The following is a 16,707-nucleotide window of genomic DNA, read 5'->3' as shown; positions in this document are numbered from 1 at the left end:
AGTGAAGAATTTCCTCGTGATAGGCGTTGGCCCGCACGCGCGCCTGAACCATCTGCCGACGCTGTGGGCCGGTCGGCCGGTCGGCCTGGTCGGCACCGTCATCGGTGTGGATGTCGCCGGTGCGGCCGGTGACATCACCGCCTTCAACTCGGCCGTCGACACGCCCGAGTTGCCGGTGACCTTCATCGAGCCGTTCGACGCGTCGAGCCGCACGCTGCCGACCCCGGTGCGCGAGACCTTGGACTCCTTGGTGCGGGAGCATGCCGTCGATGCGGTCGTGATCTCCACCGAGCCGTCGTACCACATGGTCTACACCCACTGGGCCCTGGAGCGCGGCCTGAGTGTGCTGCTCGACAAACCGCTGAGCGTGCACGCCAATTGCTCAGTCGACCCCTTCCAGGCGTCGGCCATCCTCACGGACTTCGACGAAGTCCTCGCCCGCTACGAGGCGGTCCGCAGCGCCCGTCCCGAGGTGCTGGTGGCCGTCCAGTGCCAGCGTCGCCACCACCCCGCCTTCCTCCGTATGCACCGGCTGGTCGCCGAGGTGGCGGAAGCGACCAACTGCCCGGTGACGTCGGTGCAGTCCTTCCACAGCGACGGTCAGTGGCGCCTGCCGAACGAGCTCATCGACATCTCCTATCACTCGTTCGACCAGGGATACGGCAAGTGCGCCCACTCGGGGTATCACTTCTTCGACATCGTGCCCTGGCTGCTGCGGGCCGGTGAGAGGCCGGGCAAGGAACTCGACAGTGTCGACATCCACGCGAACTTCAGCCGCCCGCGCGACTTCCTCGCCCAGCTCGACGTGAACGACTACGCGCGCCTCTTTCCGGAGTTCGAGGCGGCCAACCCCTACACGCAAGCGCAACTGCTTGCCGCCACCGAGGCGTTCGGCGAGGTCGACGCGTTCGTCTCCATGGCCTACAAGAGCGGTGGCAGGACCATGACGCTCGGCAGCATCAACCTCGTGCACAACGGATTCTCCCAGCGCGGCAGATTCAGGCCCGCGCGCGCCAATCTCTACAAGGGAAACGGCCGGGTCCGACACGAGAGCCACATCATCCAGCAGGGCCCCTTCCAAGCGATTCACTACCATTCGCTGCAGACGCTGGGCGACCAGGACACCGACGCCGCCGACCCGTACCGCGTCGGCGGGCAGGGGCACATCGAGGTCCACGTCTTCCGCAACAGCAGCTTCGACGCGCGCTGGAAGAAGCACGAGACGCTCGACTACGACACCCTCACCACCGTCTCGGAGTCCGGCCCCGAGGAGCCCACGCAGTCTGCGTCCCGCCGCCGGGCGATCCAGGAGTTCCTGGAGTACCTCAACGGCCGCCGCACCAGGGAGCAGATGTCTTCCGAGCTCACCGACCACCGGCGTGGCGCCGCTCTCATGGCTGGTACGTACCTCTCGGCGGCCCAGCAGTGGGTCGACGGCTCCCCGGTGGCCCGGCTCGACTTCCGGCCGCACGGCGGGGGTACCGCGGCCCCCGCCGTCCGTCTCAACGACCCGAGCACATGCGACCTGATGGACGTGCCCCTGTGATCCGGTCCACTGGGCAGCTCTCCGCCGTCGCCATGCCCACTCCCGAGGAACTGCTGGGCGACGCCCTGCCCGCCGTGCTCGCCGACTGCCGAGCCCAGGTCGGGGACATCGACGCGATCACGCGGCTGACGGGCGGGAACGTCGGCCATGTCTTCCGCGTGGAGGGAGATCGCGGCAGCGTCGTGCTGAAGGTGCGCGCGGCCACGTTCGCCCGCATCCCGTTGCTGCGCACCGACCCTGCCCTCATCGCCGACGAACGACGCGCCCTCGAGGTGTACGGCGCACTGCTGCCCTCGATGTTCCCGCAGGTCCTGGCGTTCCACCCACAGGCGCATGCCATGGTCATGACCGATGTGTTCCCCGACCGACGCAGCTACGAGGACCACCTCCACGAGCGTTCCGGCACCCCGGAGGAACTCGGTCGCCTCGGCGCGGCGGTGCGCCACGTCCACGAAGCGACGAAGGACGTACGCGTTCCCATCCGCTCCCAGGGCGACCTCTGGTTCCGGGAGCACACCTTCGACTACTGCCTGCGGGCCGGCGGCCACCCCGTGCTGGAGCAGGTCTGCCGGGAACTGCGCGCCCAGGTGCCGCAGCGGCTCGTACTGGGGGACCTGGCGCCGAAGAACCTCAGCCTGGCGGACGGCCGGGTCGCGTTCTGCGACCTCGACAACGTGCACCGCAGCCGACCGCAGTTCGACCTGGGCTATCTGCTGGCGCACATACTGCTGCACCACATCAACCGGCCGCAGCAACTGCCGGCACTCGTGTCCGCGCTGCTCGACGCCTACTACGCCGAACGGACGCCGAGCACCCGCACACGGACGCTGGTGGCGACAGTGGCCGCCGGGGTGATCTTCTACCGTCTCGACAACGCCACGGTTCCGTACCGCATGGCCACCTCGGCAGAGCAGGGCCGACAGGTCCGCCGCCGGGTGGCGCACCTGCTGGACCGCGGCACCATCACACCGGAGAGTCTGAGCGACGCGGTGGCAGGTGCGGCATGAACCCTGCCGGGTCCCAGCTCCTGCACGACGAGGACCGACGAGCGCTCGAGGTGCTTCGCGCCTACGGCTACCAGGTCCAGGACATCCAGGAGATCGCCCGCGACCAGCGGTCGTTCGCCGTGCGCCTGCCCGCCCGGCGGCAGGTCCTCGCTCCCGGAGTGCACTTCGCGTCCGAGACGGTGGAACTCGGCGGCGGAGCGTTCACCAACGCCCACACCCTGAGGCTCCACCTGGACTCGGTACGTGTCGAAGCGGTCTCGGACGCGGATGGATTCCATCTGCGTGACCAGTGCGCCGCGGACTGCGTCGTCGCGGCCGTGAACGGCTCCTTCTCCTACGTCTCGGACGACCCGGCCCATCAGCCGGCCGAACCGTGCCTGGACTTTTGCTGCCGGGCCGGAACGACAGTGAGCCTGCCGACCGTAACGAAGCCCGCGCTCCTGGTGCACGGCGGTCGGCCGACAGTGCGAACGCTGCCCGCGACCGGGACCCTGCGCATCGACGGGTGCTTGTTCGACTGGGTCGGATCGAAGGAGCCCGGGGCGTCGGCCGCCATCGGAAACGGCACGCTGGCCGTGTTCGGCGCCGCCAACTGCCGGATCAGATACGAGGACCACCCACGGACCGGCTTCATACGCTTCGTGCGGGCCGAGGAGAACATCACCCCGAAGGCCGGAGCGGTCGTCGACGCCGTGGTGTCGCGTACCGCGGCGGGCAGTCACGTGATCAGCGGGGTCCACCCCGGTGGCGGAGCGGACCTCTTTGCCGGAAGTTTCGTACTGCGGGCCGACGCGGCGGATGCGCGCGAGCTGCGCGCGGGCGCCCAGGTGGAGATCTGCAGTATCGCCGGCCTCGCGGCCGGCCAGCTCTCGAGCGGCGTCTCGCTGGGCCCGAGCGTCGCCGACGCGGCGGCCGGCACCGTCCCGGCGTACGACGAATCCCTGGGAGTCTCCCCGTTCCGCGACGTGCGGTACGCCCGCACGCTCGTCTGGACGACCGAACGGGCCATTATCTTCCGGATCTTTGACGGTGCGCCACTGACCGATTCCTTTCGCGGTGTGTCCCCCACAGAGGTGGCTGACCTGTTGGACCGGGAGGGAATCTCCCTGCGCGATGCCTACCACCTGGACGGAGGCCAGTCCTCGAAGATCGCGTTTTGCGACTCAGGACGCACCGAGGTCGTGGGAAACCTGCACTACCTCAAGTGGCCCCAGGAACCTGAAACGGCCTTTCGCTGGCGCGGTGTTGAAGGGCGGCTCCTCAACAGCTGTTTCGTACTCCGCCGCCGCTGACGGCGCATCACACACACCCACCGCGCAGCACACAGCAAGTCCACCTGAGTCAGAGGAGCACACCAGTGCGTGTAGTCGTCGTCGGGCAAGGATATGTGGGACTCCCGCTCGCGCTCCGCGCGGCCGAGGCCGGACACCAGGTCATCGGGTATGACACGGACGAATGGAAGGTGAAGCGGCTGGCCAGCGGCGAGTCGTACATCAGCGGTATTCCCGGCGCCGACATCGCGCCTCTCCTGGCCAACGGGACCTATCGGCCCACCAGCGACGAGAACGAGCTCAGCGGATTCGACATCGCCGTGATCAGTGTGCCGACCCCGCTGCGTGACGGGGCGCCGGACCTCAGCTGCATCGAGAGCGCCGCGAGCATGCTGGCCCGTGTGCTCAGCCCGGGCGCGACGATCGTGCTGGAGTCGACCACATACCCCGGCACCACCACGGAGGTCGTGCGCCCCCTCATCGAATCCGGGTCGGGCCTGATGGCCGGCCGCGATTTCCACTTGGGCTTCAGCCCGGAACGGATGGCCCCCCAGCAACCCGAGTGGGGCCTGCACAACACGCCCAAGCTCGTCTCGGGCATCGACGAAGCGTCACTCGAGGCCGTCGACGCCTTCTACCGGTCAGTGGTGGGGCAGACGGTGCGGGTGTCCGGCTGCGCGGAGGCCGAACTGGCCAAGCTGCTGGAGAACACCTTTCGTTTCGTCAACATCGCTTTCATCAACGAACTTGCCGTCCACAGCCACGCCCTCGGGGTCGATGTGTGGGAGGCCATCGAGGCGGCCGCATCCAAGCCCTTCGGCTTCATGAAGTTCACCCCGGGGCCGGGAGTCGCGGGCCACTGCCTGCCGATCGACCCCCACTACCTCGCGTGGTGGGTCGAGCGGGGCATCGGCCGGCGCTTCCAGATCGTCGACTCCGCGTACGACATCAACCACGACATGCCGCTGTACGTGGCGAGGCGCGTGGCGGAAGGCCTGAACTCCCGAGCGCGGGCCGTCAACGGAGCACGGGTGCTGCTGCTGGGCCTGGCCCGGCGGAACACCGACGACGTGCGGGAGTCGCTCACCGCCCGGGTCATCAAGGAATTCAGGAGGCTCGGCGCCGACGTGTACGTCGTGGACCCGCACGTGCCCGCGGAGGCTCCCGGCACGCGCGAGGCCCTCGAAGGGGCTCGCCAGGTCGAGGGCACCCCGGCCGAACTCGCTCGCGCGGACGTGGTGGTCGTGCTGGAGGACCACGACTCCTTCGACTTCGCCGAAGTCGTGCAACACGCCGGCTACGTCTTCGACTGCCGTCGACGCACGCATGGCTCGCAGGTCGAGGTTCTCTGACCGGGCCGACCCCGGCACCCACGAGTTCCCGCTCCGCGCCCGCGGGACAATCACCCTGAGGAGAAAGAACGTGCGCATCACCTCGCTCGGCCACGCCGGGCTCCTTCTTGAGACCGCCGTCGGCCGAATCGTGTGCGATCCCTGGTTCAATCCGGCCTTCTACGGCTCATGGGTACCGTTCCCCGACAACAGCGGCATCGACCCGAGGCAGTTCGCCGACGCCGAGTACCTGTACGTCTCACATTTGCACCGCGATCACTTCGACGCGCAGTTCCTGCACGAGCACATGTCCAAGGACACCACCGTCCTGCTCCCCGACTATCCTGTGCCCGAGCTGCGCCGGGAGTTGGAGGCGCTGGGGTTCCGGAACTTCGTCCAGACGCGCAACAACGAGGTCGTCGAGCTCGACGGCGGCCTGCGCGTACTGGTAAACGCCCTGACCAAGCCCACCAAGAGCCCGGTCGGCGACTCCGGGCTGGTCGTCGACGACGGCCGGGTACGGATCTACAACCAGAACGACTCCCGCCCCGTCGAGACCGTGCCCATTGCCCGGCTCGGCCCGCTCCACGGACACTTCGTGCAGTTCACCGGCGCGAATTGGTATCCCATGGTGTACGACTTCGCCGACGAGGAGAAGGCCGACATCGGACTCCGCAAGCGGTACAACGGCATGTCCCGAGCGGTGAGTTACATCGAGCACTACGGTGCCGCCCATGTCTTCCCCTTCGCCGGTCCGACCTGCTTCCTGGACGACGACCTGTTCGATCTGAACGACCTGGCGAACGACGAAACCAATGTCTTCCCCGACCAGTTCGCCTTCCTGCGGTTCCTTCGGGAGCGGGGCCATGAGCACGGTCATCTCTTCCTGCCCGGCACGGTCGTCACCCTCGCACCGGACGGCACCGCGGAGATCGATCAGGTCCCCGAGGCCGAGATCGCCCGGATCAGGGACGACCGCCGCAGCTATCTCCTGGATTACAAGCGCAAGGTGCAACCGCTGATCGACGCCGGCAAGACCGCACTGCCCACCGACCGCAGCGACCTGCTCGGTCAGCTGAAGGAGTGGGTGGAGCCCCTCCTGGCGATCGCCGACAACGTCTGCGCCAGGGTCAACGGACGCGTACTGCTCGAGGTCGTGGACGGTGACAGTTGCGAACAGATAGTTTTCGACTTCCTCGACCGCCGAGTCGCCCGGTACGCGGGGGAAAGGTGGCGCGACCGGTTCCGGGTGGCCAGGCCCTTGGTCGAGGACCTTGTCCGGCAGCGCGTGGAGGACTGGGCGAACGAACTGTTCCTGTCCTGCCGGTTCGGGGCCTCCCGCCGGGACGGCTACAACGAGTACGTCTACACGTTCTTCCAGTGCCTGTCCGTCGAGCGTATGACCTTCGTCGAGAGCTGCTTCGAGGAGTCGTCCGACATCAAGGACTTCGCACGGGCGGGCGACCGCGTCATTCAGCGCAGGTGCCCGCACATGAACGCGGATCTGGTCGCCTTCGGCACGGTCGACGACGGGGTACTGACCTGTCAGATGCACGGCTGGGAGTTCGACCTCGCCACCGGCAAATGCCTGGTGGGCGACGGCCGGCGCTTGACGTCGAGGCCGCTGCGCGCCGACGCCGAAGGAGCAGTGGCAGACGCTGCCTACCCCACTGTCGACGACGGCAGGGGGCTCAGTGGCTGAAGCCGCGGGTACGCACATCGGCTCGTCGGGGACAGCGTGGCCGGCCTCGCGCGCGGAACGGTTCCGAGACGTCTTGAGCTGCCTCGCCAGCGGGGTGGTCGCCGTGACAGCGCTCGACGACGGCGGCCGGCCACTCGGCCTCACCGTCTCCTCGTTCGTCTCGGTGTCACTCGAACCACCGCTGGTCCTCTTCTGCATCGCGGTCACCAGTCGCACCTGGCCTCGGATGCGTGCGGCCGACGGCATCTGCGTCAACATCCTCAGTGAGGACCAGGACGGCGTGTCCGTGCGGCTCTCCAGCGGCGGCGCACAGAAGTTCGACGATGTCCCCTGGACGCCCTCGGCCGGCGGGATGCCCGTGTTGCACGGCGCGTTGACCTGGTTGGAGTGCACCGTGATGGACGAGCATCGAGCCGGAGACCACGACATCGTGGTCTCCCGGGTCCACCGGGTCGCACCGGCCACGGAGGGCGGCCCGCTCGTTCGCCACCGCGGGCGCTACGCACGGCTGGCGGGCCGAGACGCACACAAGGACGTCCGCCGGTGAAGGCCGACCGCCATCCGGTCGAGATCGAGGCAGCATCGGCACTGGCTCCGTGGCGGAGGCCGTCGCGGCGGCTACGGGGGCCGAGTCACAAGGCGCGGCCCAGATCGGGTTGTGGGACTCATCGGCCGCGGCCCCGGACTGGGTTGTGGAGGTGGGCGAGTGCGAGGAGGGCCTGGCGGCCGGCGGCTTCATCCCTCCGTCAGGCCAACTGCCGAGCATTTCCCGTGGGTTGGAAGAGGGTCAGTGTGCAGTACAGCTCCTGTCACTGCCCTGCAGCTGGAAGCCTTCAGCCGCCGGCTGGCTGAATGAGGCGAGTCACGAGCGCGACGATCGCCAGGATCCCGGCGATCACGCGGAAGCCCGTCGGACCTGGCCATGCACTCCGTGGCTGCTGGCTGCATATCCCACATCAGCCGCGCCCCGCCTCCGTAGTCGCAAGCCACCAGGAGCAGTGCACCCACCGGTAGCACGATCATGGATCAACTGCTGTCCTTGGCGCGCCGAGACCGTGTCGATGCAGTACTTCCGGTTGTCTGGCAGCCCACCGACCCGCTCGCTGGGCCGACTTGACCCGCGTGCCCGGAGTCGGGCAACTGGTGCCGAAGGGCCCACCCCACTCCCGAGCCCAGTCCGACATGAGTCGGCCGCCAAGCAGGCCTCGCTCCGCGAACTCCCTCCGTCAGCCGCAGCCCGCCCTGAGGATCGAGGCGGCGCCCTGCCCTCTTCATGGCACGTGTTCGTCTGCTGCGTGCCGTGGCACCTCGGTCGGCAGCGCCCGCTGGCCGGCGCTGGGCGTCGACCGGGCGATGCGCCGATGGGCGCGGCGGAGCATCGTTCGGACCACGAGGGGATGCAACTGTCTCACCACGGCGAAATAGAGCCGGCCGCGCCAGTTGTGAATCTTGACCACCGTGGTGAAGGTGACCCGGCTGTCGTGGAGCAGAAGAGAGGCCCGGAAGTCCAGGTGGCCGGCATCGTCGCCCATCAGCAGTTCACCGTTCTGGCATGCGTGCTGCGTGAAACCGGGCATCACGTGCTGCCAGGCCTCGGGCGTCTGCGGCATTCCAGGCCGGAGCCTCATCTGCCAGGCATCGACGAAGTCGGTCCGGTCGAACGCCGCACGGGCCAGGTGGGCGGATGAGGGTATGGGAACGGCGACCGGCCGCTCCCACAGCACGCGGTTGATCACCCGGACCCAGGCGGACCATCGGGAGGGGCGACGGACCGTCCCCGTCGCGACTCGCTCGGCGTTGTCCAGGAGCTCTTCAACCACAGTGTCGTGCGCCCAGCGGATCGCCAGCAGCCACGCCGGGCGATCTCGGCGGCGTTGCGACAGTTCCAGCACGTGGCGCATCAGGCAGTTGCCCGGCCCCACGGGCTCCACCGTCAGCTCGTGGTGACCCTTCCCGGCAGGGAGGAACTGGAAGCGGACGCGGCGGCCGGGCTCGTAGGCGGTGACGTGGTAGCGGACGAAACCGTGTCCGCCGTCGGCTCCGACGCCGAGGGGGCGGTCGAAGCGCATGGGAGGCCACGAGGGAGCAGGCCAGAGTGGGTCGTGGGCACTGGCGAGCTGGTCGAGGAGTGCACCCACGGTCTTAGCCGGAGCCTCGATGGTGCGTTCATGAACGTTGCGAACCGTGCGGAGTCTGCGCATCGTGCACCTCCATACGATACCGTATGTTTTGACATACGGTACCGTATGGTCATGGTGCAGGCGACGAATCCGGCTCACGGAGAACACGTCGGGGGCGAAGGCAGACGCGGGCGTGGCGCCTCAGGCAGCCGCAGCCGGCCGCGACTCAGCGCTCAGGACTGGGCAGACGCGGCACTCACCGCCATAGGCGAAGGAGGCCTCGCGGCAGTCGCAGTCGAGCCGCTCGCCGCGCGCCTCGGCACCACCAAGGGCAGCTTCTACTGGCACTTCGCGAACCGCGAAGCGCTCATCGAAGCGGCACTCGCCCGCTGGGAGCAAACCAACACCGAGGCCATCATCACCGCCGTCGACCGGCAGGAGGGCCCGGAGCGGCGCCTGCGCCACCTGTTCGCCGAGGTCACAAGAGCAGCCGAAGAGGACCCCCTCGAAGTCGCCCTCCTCGCTACGGCCGCCCACCCCCAGGTGGCCCCCGTACTGCGGCGGGTGACCGACCGGCGCATCGCCTATGTGGCACAGCTCTTCACCGACCTGGGCTATCAGCCGAGAGCCGCGCGCGACCGAGCCCTGCTGGCGTACACGAGCTACCTCGGCCACACTCAACTCAGCCATGCTGTCCCCGAGTCACTCCCCAGGGAAGTCGACCACAGCAGCTACGTGGACTGGGTCGTTGAGACATTGCTGCGTCCCAGCTGACAGCAGCTCCGCCGGCCCGAGTTCCTGCAGCAACTGGCCGCCCGCGAGTCGGCGCTGGACGGACGAGCAGCTGATCCCGCCGCACGTTGATGTCATCATCAACTACAACTTTGCCTGCTCTTGGTGTAGCTGTGCCCGGCGTTTGAGACAGTCTCACACGCACAGGCGGTAACACTGACGCTGCATCAGAGCGGTTCGTGCCTCTTGCGCGTCGGTTCACCGATCCCCCCATCAGTTCGAGAGGCAAGAAGCACGATGAGAATGAACCGCATCAAGCGGTACGGCGGCCGCATGGTTGCCATTTCGTTGGCCACATGCGGATTCGCCGCGGCGGTCGCCGTGCCCGCCGCTGCCGGGGAGCAACCGACCCGTCAGGAACTCAGCGCGGACTGCGAGTCGGGCACGGGCAAGTGCACGTTCAACTCTCCGCAGTTGGCCAAGGCGTACCTCGGCAGTTTCCGTCAGGTCTCCGACTACCTGTTCAACTGCAGCAGTTCGGACGCCACCCAGACCATGACGTGGAGCGACACGGTGGGCACCACCGACTCGCTCGGTCTCTCGGTCACCGCCGGCGGCAAGATCGCGGGCATTATCGACCTGAGCGTGACGGCGAGCTACAACCACAGTTGGTCAAGTACGCACGCCGAGAGCAGCTCACTGAACATGACGGTGAAGCCCGGCGAAGTGGGCTGGATCTCCAGGGCGCAGGTGATGCAGCAAGTCACCGGTACCTGGCAGACGCACTACGACAGCCCTGAGTGGGGCCACTACTACTGGTTCTTCGAGGACACCGTCACCGGTCCCGCCGAGAACGGTACGGACGGCAAGAACAACGCCGTCGTGGTGAGGACCCGCAAGCTGACAGCTGCGGAGAAACGCTCCTGCACGGCCAATCGCCACGAAGGCCGCGCCTTCGTCCAGCAGCGCTGAGAACCTGGCCCGTCCCGCCGGTCCGGGTAGGCCGAGGCCGGCGTCGGCCGTCCTCTGTGACGCCGCGGGTCCGCGGGCGCTGTGGCGCCCGCGGACCCGGGTGGTCGGGCGGCGAATCGGATCAGTAGGAGAACTACTGGATCTGGCCTCCGTCGCCTGCGTACGTCCAGCCGGTCCACATTGCCGGATCGAGTTCGGTGACGCGCTCGCCATGGCTTCCGAGCCGGCTGCCCCAGGTGCCGAACACCGCGTACTCGACGCTGGTCACAGTGCCCACCGTCTGGCCCGTCTTGAGGTCGACGACGATGTGGCTGTGGGCGGCCGTTCCACTGTCCAGCGGAGAAGTTCACTGGTCATCTCGCTCACGGGAGCTTCCTCGTGGTGTCGCACAACAAACGCGGGAGGAACACCTACGCCGACCTCCTCGCCCTGCTGGCTTGCGACCAGCTCTTCCTGAGCCGGTGGTGCCCGCGCCGCGGGTCGTTGGAGTCGATGAGTCCGAGTCTCAACAGCCGCTGGAGGAAGAGGCGTCCGGCTCTCCGTTACTGGTTGGCCTTGTCGTAAACCAGCAGCAAATCACAGGTGCCCGTTCCCCCGCCGCTTAGCGCAGGATCGCTGTTCAGGACATAGAAGCCGCCCGCGTTCCTCGGCGTCACGACCATCGTCTGGTTCTCCATATCCGCCTGCGCTGCAGTAACATACCTTCCCAGAAATTGGAACATATTCTGGTTCAAGTCGGCCTTGCCGGTCAATACGAGCGCCCGATAGGTGCGAGTGACTTTCTGCTTCTTCTTGTGGTCAAAGCCCTCGACAGGCATAATTTGCTGCTGCCATTTCTTCGGGTCGCTCGTGATGTCACCTGATTTTTCGAGCTTATTGAGCTGTCCCTGCACTCCCGGCAGGATACCTGCCATATGAATATGTAGTTGCTGCTCGGTTCGATCCTTTTTCGAGTTGATTCCCAAACCGATATCGGAGTACTTGACTGGGGCGGCCCCCGATGCCTGGGCCTCATTCCATGCGTCGTTCCAGTAGAACGGATACGCCGGCGGGCCCCAGATGAAGGGGCATTCTATGCCCTTGATGCGGCAGGTGGGAACCAGCAGGTAGTTGTGATCCGTCTCGGGGGAGCCGTGAAGAATGACATAGTGGGCCGTCGTATTGAGGCAGGAAGTTTGCGGCGGCGGTTGCTTCTGTTTCAGGCAAACCCGGACCTTGTCCCAAAGGAGGACGCCTTGTTCGTTCGGGTCGCCGCACGCGGTGGAGGGTTTCGGGCAGGGGGACGCGCTGGGAGATGGGGTCGGGGACGAAAGCGGGAGATTCCCCCCTTGCTGGGTATGGTCTGTTCCGGCGGCCAGGCTCGTACCCCCTCCGGCACCGGCCAGGAGTGCTGCAGCTCCGGTGACACCGGAAAGTCTGACGAAATCGCGGCGAGACGGACGGGCTTCGTCCTTGTGTCCTTCGGGCTGTCCCTGGGACTGTCCTTCGGGATTTTCCTCGGGTTTACGCATGGCCCACTGCCTCGCTGCCCTGCGGGAATCGATTTCTCCCTTCACGTTAGGTCTTCCGGCTCTCATCCGCGAGCCGGAAGACCCCGACCTGAATGGTCTCGTGCTCGTCGCGCATCTGCTCGGCGTCGACGTGATAATTGGCGCCCTGCACTCAGCTGCTGACGTGTGTCGCCCGGACGGCCGAACAAATGTTTCACCTTGTGCGCGGCCTTTGGTCGGCGCTGTGCCACCAGGGCACCGTGTACGAGGCGAGCTACGCCGCGCTGCCAACCCTCGGGGACATCGCGACTGGCCGCGCGCCCGTTGGCGGCGCCGGAAGACTCAACCCGAGCTATCTGGGCGACTCAAATCAGTCAATCGTCGGCAAATGCTGAACGACCTGGCCTGCGGGGCTCACACGCTTGCCTGCAGGCGTCGCAGGGCGTCTTCGGTGTCCCGGTCATCGGGCAGGTAGGCCAGGAAGTGATGACCGGGCTCATCGACGGCGGCCAGCTTCACGTATCGCAGGCGTAGTTCGCCCGCGGCCGGATGCTGGAAACGACGTATCGAAGGCTGGAATCCGGCTGTCTCCCGGCGCTCGTACCAGCGGGCTGCGTCACCGTCGGACATCAACTCGCCGACGAGTTCGGCGAACCGCGGATCGTGCGGCCGACGAGCGGCCCGGGACCGGAACTGGCCGAGCAGCGCGCGAGCCTCGTGTTCCCAGTCGGCGAGCAGGGTGCGGGCCGGCGGCCAGCGGAACACCAGCCACAGAAGATTGCGCTGCTTGGGATGCAGCCGCGCCGGATCGGTCAGTAGCGCGGCGTACCCGGCGTTCCATGCCAGCAGGTCCCAGTGCGGGTCGAGCACCACGGCCGGGTGCGGTGTCATGGCATGCACCAGACTGAGCAGGTTGCGCGACACCCAGGTGGGAGCGTCGGCGGGCGGTCCGCTCTCCTCGACGAACGACAGTACGTGCGCGGTTTCCGCGGAATTCAGCCGCAGCACCCGCGCTACGGCACGCAGCACCTGCTCCGAGGTACGCACCCGGCCCTGCTCCAGCCATGTGTACCAGGAGACGCTGATGCCGGCGAGTTCCGCGACCTCGGCCCGCCGCAGCCCCGGTGTCCGGCGGCCTGGGGCATCCGGTAGGCCCACGTCTTCCGGCGTCAGCCGTTCACGGCGAGAACGCAGGAAGGCCCCCAGTTCACGGCGGGGGGACTCGCCCCAGGGCGTGCGTGCGGCGGTCACCGAACACCGCGCCGGCGGCCGGCCGTGGCCGAGGAGGAACCGCGGTCCGCAGTGGGCGATGTGCAGGTGTCCAGGGGCGACAGCCTGCCGCGAGTCATCGTGCCTCTCCTTCGGACAGCGGGCGTCCGCCCGGACGCGTGCCCTGTTCTGATGCTGCCGTCAGCAAGCGCGATGTCGTACCGGCAGGCTGTGAGTGATGGTAATAGCCAGCGGTCTCCGCCCCGAGGAGCCCGGTGTTGAACTGGTGGCGGACCGCATCCGTCCAGGGTCGGTCCCTTCTGTCACCCGTTCTCGTCGAACCCCCTTTGGAAGGAAGCCTGTACCCCCGTGACCACCACCGCGTCGACACCGGTGGCGACCTTGCCCGCGTCCTCCTTGCGGTTGCTGCGTACCGCTGGATTCGTCAGCAACTTCGACCGCTTCTGCATCGCGCCCATGCTGGTTCTCATCGGACCCCGGCTCGGGGCCCCGCTGCCCACCGTGGCGCTCGCCGTGAGCGGCTACTACCTCACCTACGGGCTGATGCAGCCCGTGTGGGGGGTGGCCAGCGACCGATGGGGCCGCGTGTGGGTGATGCGGGTGTCGCTGACCGGCGCCGCACTTGCCGCCCTGGCCTCGGCCCTCGCTCCGGACGCCCCCGTGCTGATCGGGGCCCGCGCCCTGGCCGGTGCGTTCTTCGCCGCCTCCATCGCCGCCTCCCTGACGTACGTGGGTGACACGGTGCCCGCCGAGATACGGCAACGCCCGCTCAGCGAGCTGATGACCGCTTTCGCGCTGGGCACCGCCATGGCCACGGTCGTCGCCGGGGCGCTGGCGCACTACCTCACGTGGCGACTGGTGTTCGCGTTGCCCGGCGTCCCCGCCGCCTACCTGGCGGTTGCCCTGCGCCGCCTGCCCGAACCCGAGCGGGCAACCTCCGGGTCCCTGCTGGCGCCCTTCCGCGTGGTCCTGTCCTCGTCGTGGCAGTGGTACGTGATGGCGGTGGCGATGCTGGAGGGGGCGGTGCTACTCGGCTTCCTCACCTACCTGGCCCCGGCCCTGGAAGCACATGGAGTTGCCACCACCTTGGCCGGCGCGGTCGCGGCCCTGTACGGGGTCGGTTCCATGGCTGCGGCGCAGGTGGTCAAGCGACTCGTGGGGCAGTGGTCTGCCGTGTGTCTGATCGTGGCCGGTGGTGTGCAGATGGCTCTGGCGTACCTGCTCGCCGGGTACAGCCAGTCCACCGGGGTCCTCGTCGTGGTCGCACTGCTTCTCGGCGGTGGCTGGTCCTTCATGCACTCCACGATCCAGTCGTGGGCGACGGGCCTGTCCCCGACGGCTCGCGCAACCGGCGTGGCCCTGTTCGGCGTTGCGCTCTACGTGGGCAGCGCCGTGGCCAGCGGGCTCGCGGCCTCCACCGCTCAGGCGCACGACTACCGGCCACTGTTCTGGCTGGCGGCCCTCCTGACCGTGCCCCTGACACTGGCCGCAGCGGTGGGACGGGCACGCCACCGCTGAGCGGACGCCCGCGAACCCGTACCGAGCCGGGCCGCCCGTTCTGAGGCGTACCGGCTGGACGGGCCCCGCGGCCTGGCCACGGCTGCGGCTTGTCCTGGCAGCGCACGGAAGTTGACGATTGGGAGACCGGTCGGTGGTCGGACGGACTTCACAGGACACGCCAGCGGTCGGGGGCGCGGGCCGGATGCCGGCAGGGTGGGCTACGCTGCGCCACCAGGCGAACCCGCGCTCGGCCAGCACGGTCGGACACAGGCACGTTTCTGCCTGCGTGATGACGTGGTCAGGCGGGCTGCCACAGCTCCAGCCGATTGCCTTCCGGATCGGTGACCCAACCGAATCGACCGACACCCTCCATTTCCTGAGTCTCCTGGGCCACGTCCGCTCCCTTGGCGCGCAATTGCGCGAGCATCGCATCCAGGTCGCGGACTCGGAAGTTGAGCATGGTCTGCTGGGCGCGGGACCCGAAGTAGTCGGTCTCGGACTCGAACGTCGCGAACACCGTCACCCCGGCTTCCTGACGCCACAGGCCGTTCTCATCGGCGTCCAGGCCCAGGCAATCGCGATACCACGCATTCAGGGCTCCCGGGTCGGCCGCGCGTATGAAGTATCCGCCGATTCCAAGCACACGTTCCATGTCGCTATCTTGCCAGGACGGCGATCGGGCGGGCTGACACCACACCATCGCCGGCATCACACCCCCGTCTCAATCGTGGTGGAAGCCGTGGCCTATGAGGGGCGGCGGTTCGGCAGGCGGGCGTCCTCGGCGATAGCCCGGTCCTGAGCCGGTGTCCGTCAGATGGATCCGTCACCCGTGTGTGGCAGCGGCGTGTAGGAGCTGAGGAGGTGGATCCGGGCCGCCGTCGGGGCGCCCACGGCGTCCGCAGCACCCGCCACAATGCCCCCCATGGACGCAGGTCTCGCGGCGCTCAGCCGGGACCGGGCCGGCGCTCGAGGTCCCGCTCGACGTACCACTCAGGCGGCGTCCGGTGCCCTTCCTCGCCGTGCCGCCGCTCGGCCTCGCGGCTTTCCTTGTCTGCGATCCGCTGATCGAGCTGAGGCAGGGCCGCCGCTGCTGGACTGCGACCTTGCGGGCGTAGCGGAGGAGCACGAGTGGGGATGCAGACGGCCGTTCATGCGTCGGCTCTGGAGCCGCAGATGAGCACTGCAATCCCGGCCGCAGCAGCGCGCCGGTGCGGTGGCAATGCCCCCCTTGGCGTGAGTAGGGCCCAGCGCTACGGTCTTCGGACCAAGCCGCGCGGAGGGGGATCGCGATGGCCACCCGAAACGAGACACCCGACCTCAGCCGGAACCGTCTGCAACTCGGAGTCGAACGTGTTCGCGCGTACGCCGGCTTGGCAGTCGTGCTCGTCGGCGATGCCGCCATCACGACCGCCGCTGCGATCGGTGTGATCAAGGCGGCAGGAACGCCCAACGCGGGCCCGGTGATCGTCAGTATGCTCACCGCCGCGTTCACCGCCGTAAGCACCACGACCACGGCGTACTTCGGCATCAAAGCTGCCTCGAACACCGCTCAAGGAGCGATCAGTATCGCTGCCGCACCAGAGGCTCCGGAGGGGCGCCACCCCAATGTTCCCCCCAGCCCGCCCGCCCAGACGCCATGAGCAGGGTCAACCGTTCACTGTGACCCTCTCCACGGCCGAGCGCTGCTGTCCGGCGCTCGGAGGGGCCGTCGGGGGTGGCGAGCCATACCCGCTGTGTGCCATCTGGTTGCGCGGTCATGCCGAGGCCGGATTGTCCGGGTGAGCTGGCGCTTTGCCAGGTGGTGCG

Annotated in this window: 16 protein-coding genes; 10 read left to right on the top strand and 6 right to left on the bottom strand. The window is 67.9% G+C overall.

Annotation, left to right across the window (positions count from 1 at the left end; translation table 11 throughout):
• Nucleotide 1: 1 nt before the first annotated feature.
• The 6 genes from AB0A61_RS20490 to AB0A61_RS20465 all read left to right on the top strand — a co-directional run bounded on the left by AB0A61_RS20490 (nt 2) and on the right by AB0A61_RS20465 (nt 7,404).
• Nucleotides 2–1,546 (top strand): Gfo/Idh/MocA family oxidoreductase, encoded by a 1,545-nt coding sequence (locus AB0A61_RS20490; RefSeq protein ID WP_361293724.1) that lies wholly within the window; start codon nt 2–4, stop codon nt 1,544–1,546.
• Nucleotides 1,543–2,553: a hypothetical protein gene (locus AB0A61_RS20485; protein WP_361293721.1), complete on the top strand. Its 1,011-nt coding sequence runs from the start codon at nt 1,543–1,545 to the stop codon at nt 2,551–2,553. Before AB0A61_RS20490 ends, AB0A61_RS20485 begins: the two co-directional genes overlap by 4 nt.
• Nucleotides 2,550–3,845 (top strand): phosphodiester glycosidase family protein, encoded by a 1,296-nt coding sequence (locus tag AB0A61_RS20480; protein ID WP_361293718.1) that lies wholly within the window; start codon nt 2,550–2,552, stop codon nt 3,843–3,845. Before AB0A61_RS20485 ends, AB0A61_RS20480 begins: the two co-directional genes overlap by 4 nt.
• Nucleotides 3,846–3,910: 65 nt before the next feature.
• Entirely contained in the window at nt 3,911–5,176 is a 1,266-nt protein-coding gene (locus AB0A61_RS20475) for a nucleotide sugar dehydrogenase (RefSeq protein WP_361293715.1), read from the top strand.
• Nucleotides 5,177–5,246: 70 nt separating this feature from the next.
• Complete coding sequence (locus AB0A61_RS20470) at nt 5,247–6,857, top strand: Rieske 2Fe-2S domain-containing protein (RefSeq protein ID WP_361293712.1); 1,611 nt, start codon at nt 5,247–5,249, stop codon at nt 6,855–6,857.
• Between the two features lie 73 nt (nt 6,858–6,930).
• A complete protein-coding gene (locus AB0A61_RS20465; protein ID WP_361293709.1) occupies nt 6,931–7,404 on the top strand; it encodes a flavin reductase family protein in 474 nt (157 codons plus the stop codon).
• Nucleotides 7,405–8,128: 724 nt separating this feature from the next.
• On the opposite strand, the gene AB0A61_RS20460 is transcribed toward AB0A61_RS20465, so the two are convergent.
• Nucleotides 8,129–9,058, bottom strand: a complete 930-nt coding sequence (locus AB0A61_RS20460; RefSeq protein WP_361293821.1) for a DUF2867 domain-containing protein — start codon at nt 9,056–9,058, stop codon at nt 8,129–8,131.
• Nucleotides 9,059–9,109: 51 nt separating this feature from the next.
• Between AB0A61_RS20460 and AB0A61_RS20455 the strand changes: the two genes are divergently transcribed.
• Both AB0A61_RS20455 and AB0A61_RS20450 read left to right on the top strand, forming a co-directional pair.
• On the top strand, nt 9,110–9,751 hold the full coding sequence (locus AB0A61_RS20455) for a TetR/AcrR family transcriptional regulator (RefSeq protein ID WP_361293707.1): 642 nt from the start codon (nt 9,110–9,112) through the stop codon (nt 9,749–9,751).
• 261 nt (nt 9,752–10,012) lie between these two features.
• A complete protein-coding gene (locus tag AB0A61_RS20450) occupies nt 10,013–10,681 on the top strand; it encodes a hypothetical protein (RefSeq protein ID WP_361293704.1) in 669 nt (222 codons plus the stop codon).
• A 133-nt stretch (nt 10,682–10,814) separates the two neighbouring features.
• On the opposite strand, the gene AB0A61_RS20445 is transcribed toward AB0A61_RS20450, so the two are convergent.
• The 4 genes from AB0A61_RS20445 to AB0A61_RS20430 all read right to left on the bottom strand — a co-directional run bounded on the left by AB0A61_RS20445 (nt 10,815) and on the right by AB0A61_RS20430 (nt 13,859).
• On the bottom strand, nt 10,815–10,949 hold the full coding sequence (locus AB0A61_RS20445) for a hypothetical protein (protein WP_361293701.1): 135 nt from the start codon (nt 10,947–10,949) through the stop codon (nt 10,815–10,817).
• 274 nt (nt 10,950–11,223) lie between these two features.
• On the bottom strand, nt 11,224–12,192 hold the full coding sequence (locus AB0A61_RS20440; protein WP_361293698.1) for a CDP-diacylglycerol diphosphatase: 969 nt from the start codon (nt 12,190–12,192) through the stop codon (nt 11,224–11,226).
• 393 nt (nt 12,193–12,585) lie between these two features.
• A complete protein-coding gene (locus tag AB0A61_RS20435) occupies nt 12,586–13,422 on the bottom strand; it encodes a helix-turn-helix transcriptional regulator (protein WP_361293695.1) in 837 nt (278 codons plus the stop codon).
• Nucleotides 13,423–13,703: 281 nt separating this feature from the next.
• On the bottom strand, nt 13,704–13,859 hold the full coding sequence (locus AB0A61_RS20430; protein ID WP_361293692.1) for a hypothetical protein: 156 nt from the start codon (nt 13,857–13,859) through the stop codon (nt 13,704–13,706).
• On the opposite strand from AB0A61_RS20430, the gene AB0A61_RS20425 reads away from it, so the two are divergent.
• Nucleotides 13,858–14,919 carry an MFS transporter gene (locus AB0A61_RS20425; RefSeq protein WP_361293689.1) on the top strand — a complete coding sequence of 354 codons (1,062 nt, stop codon included), beginning with the start codon at nt 13,858–13,860 and terminating at the stop codon, nt 14,917–14,919. The two genes, AB0A61_RS20430 and AB0A61_RS20425, sit on opposite strands and share 2 nt — an antisense overlap.
• 280 nt (nt 14,920–15,199) lie before the next feature.
• Here AB0A61_RS20425 and AB0A61_RS20420 read toward each other — a convergent pair whose 3' ends face one another.
• Entirely contained in the window at nt 15,200–15,553 is a 354-nt protein-coding gene (locus tag AB0A61_RS20420; protein ID WP_361293686.1) for a VOC family protein, read from the bottom strand.
• 637 nt (nt 15,554–16,190) lie between these two features.
• Between AB0A61_RS20420 and AB0A61_RS20415 the strand changes: the two genes are divergently transcribed.
• Nucleotides 16,191–16,541, top strand: coding sequence for a hypothetical protein (locus AB0A61_RS20415; protein WP_361293683.1), 351 nt, complete (start codon nt 16,191–16,193; stop codon nt 16,539–16,541).
• Nucleotides 16,542–16,707: the final 166 nt, after the last annotated feature.

Source organism: Streptomyces sp. NPDC046197 (assembly GCF_040646295.1).
Classification (GTDB): domain Bacteria; phylum Actinomycetota; class Actinomycetes; order Streptomycetales; family Streptomycetaceae; genus Streptomyces.
The sequence above is the reverse complement of the archived record's forward strand: the minus strand, read 5'-3'. Positions and strand labels throughout refer to the sequence as shown.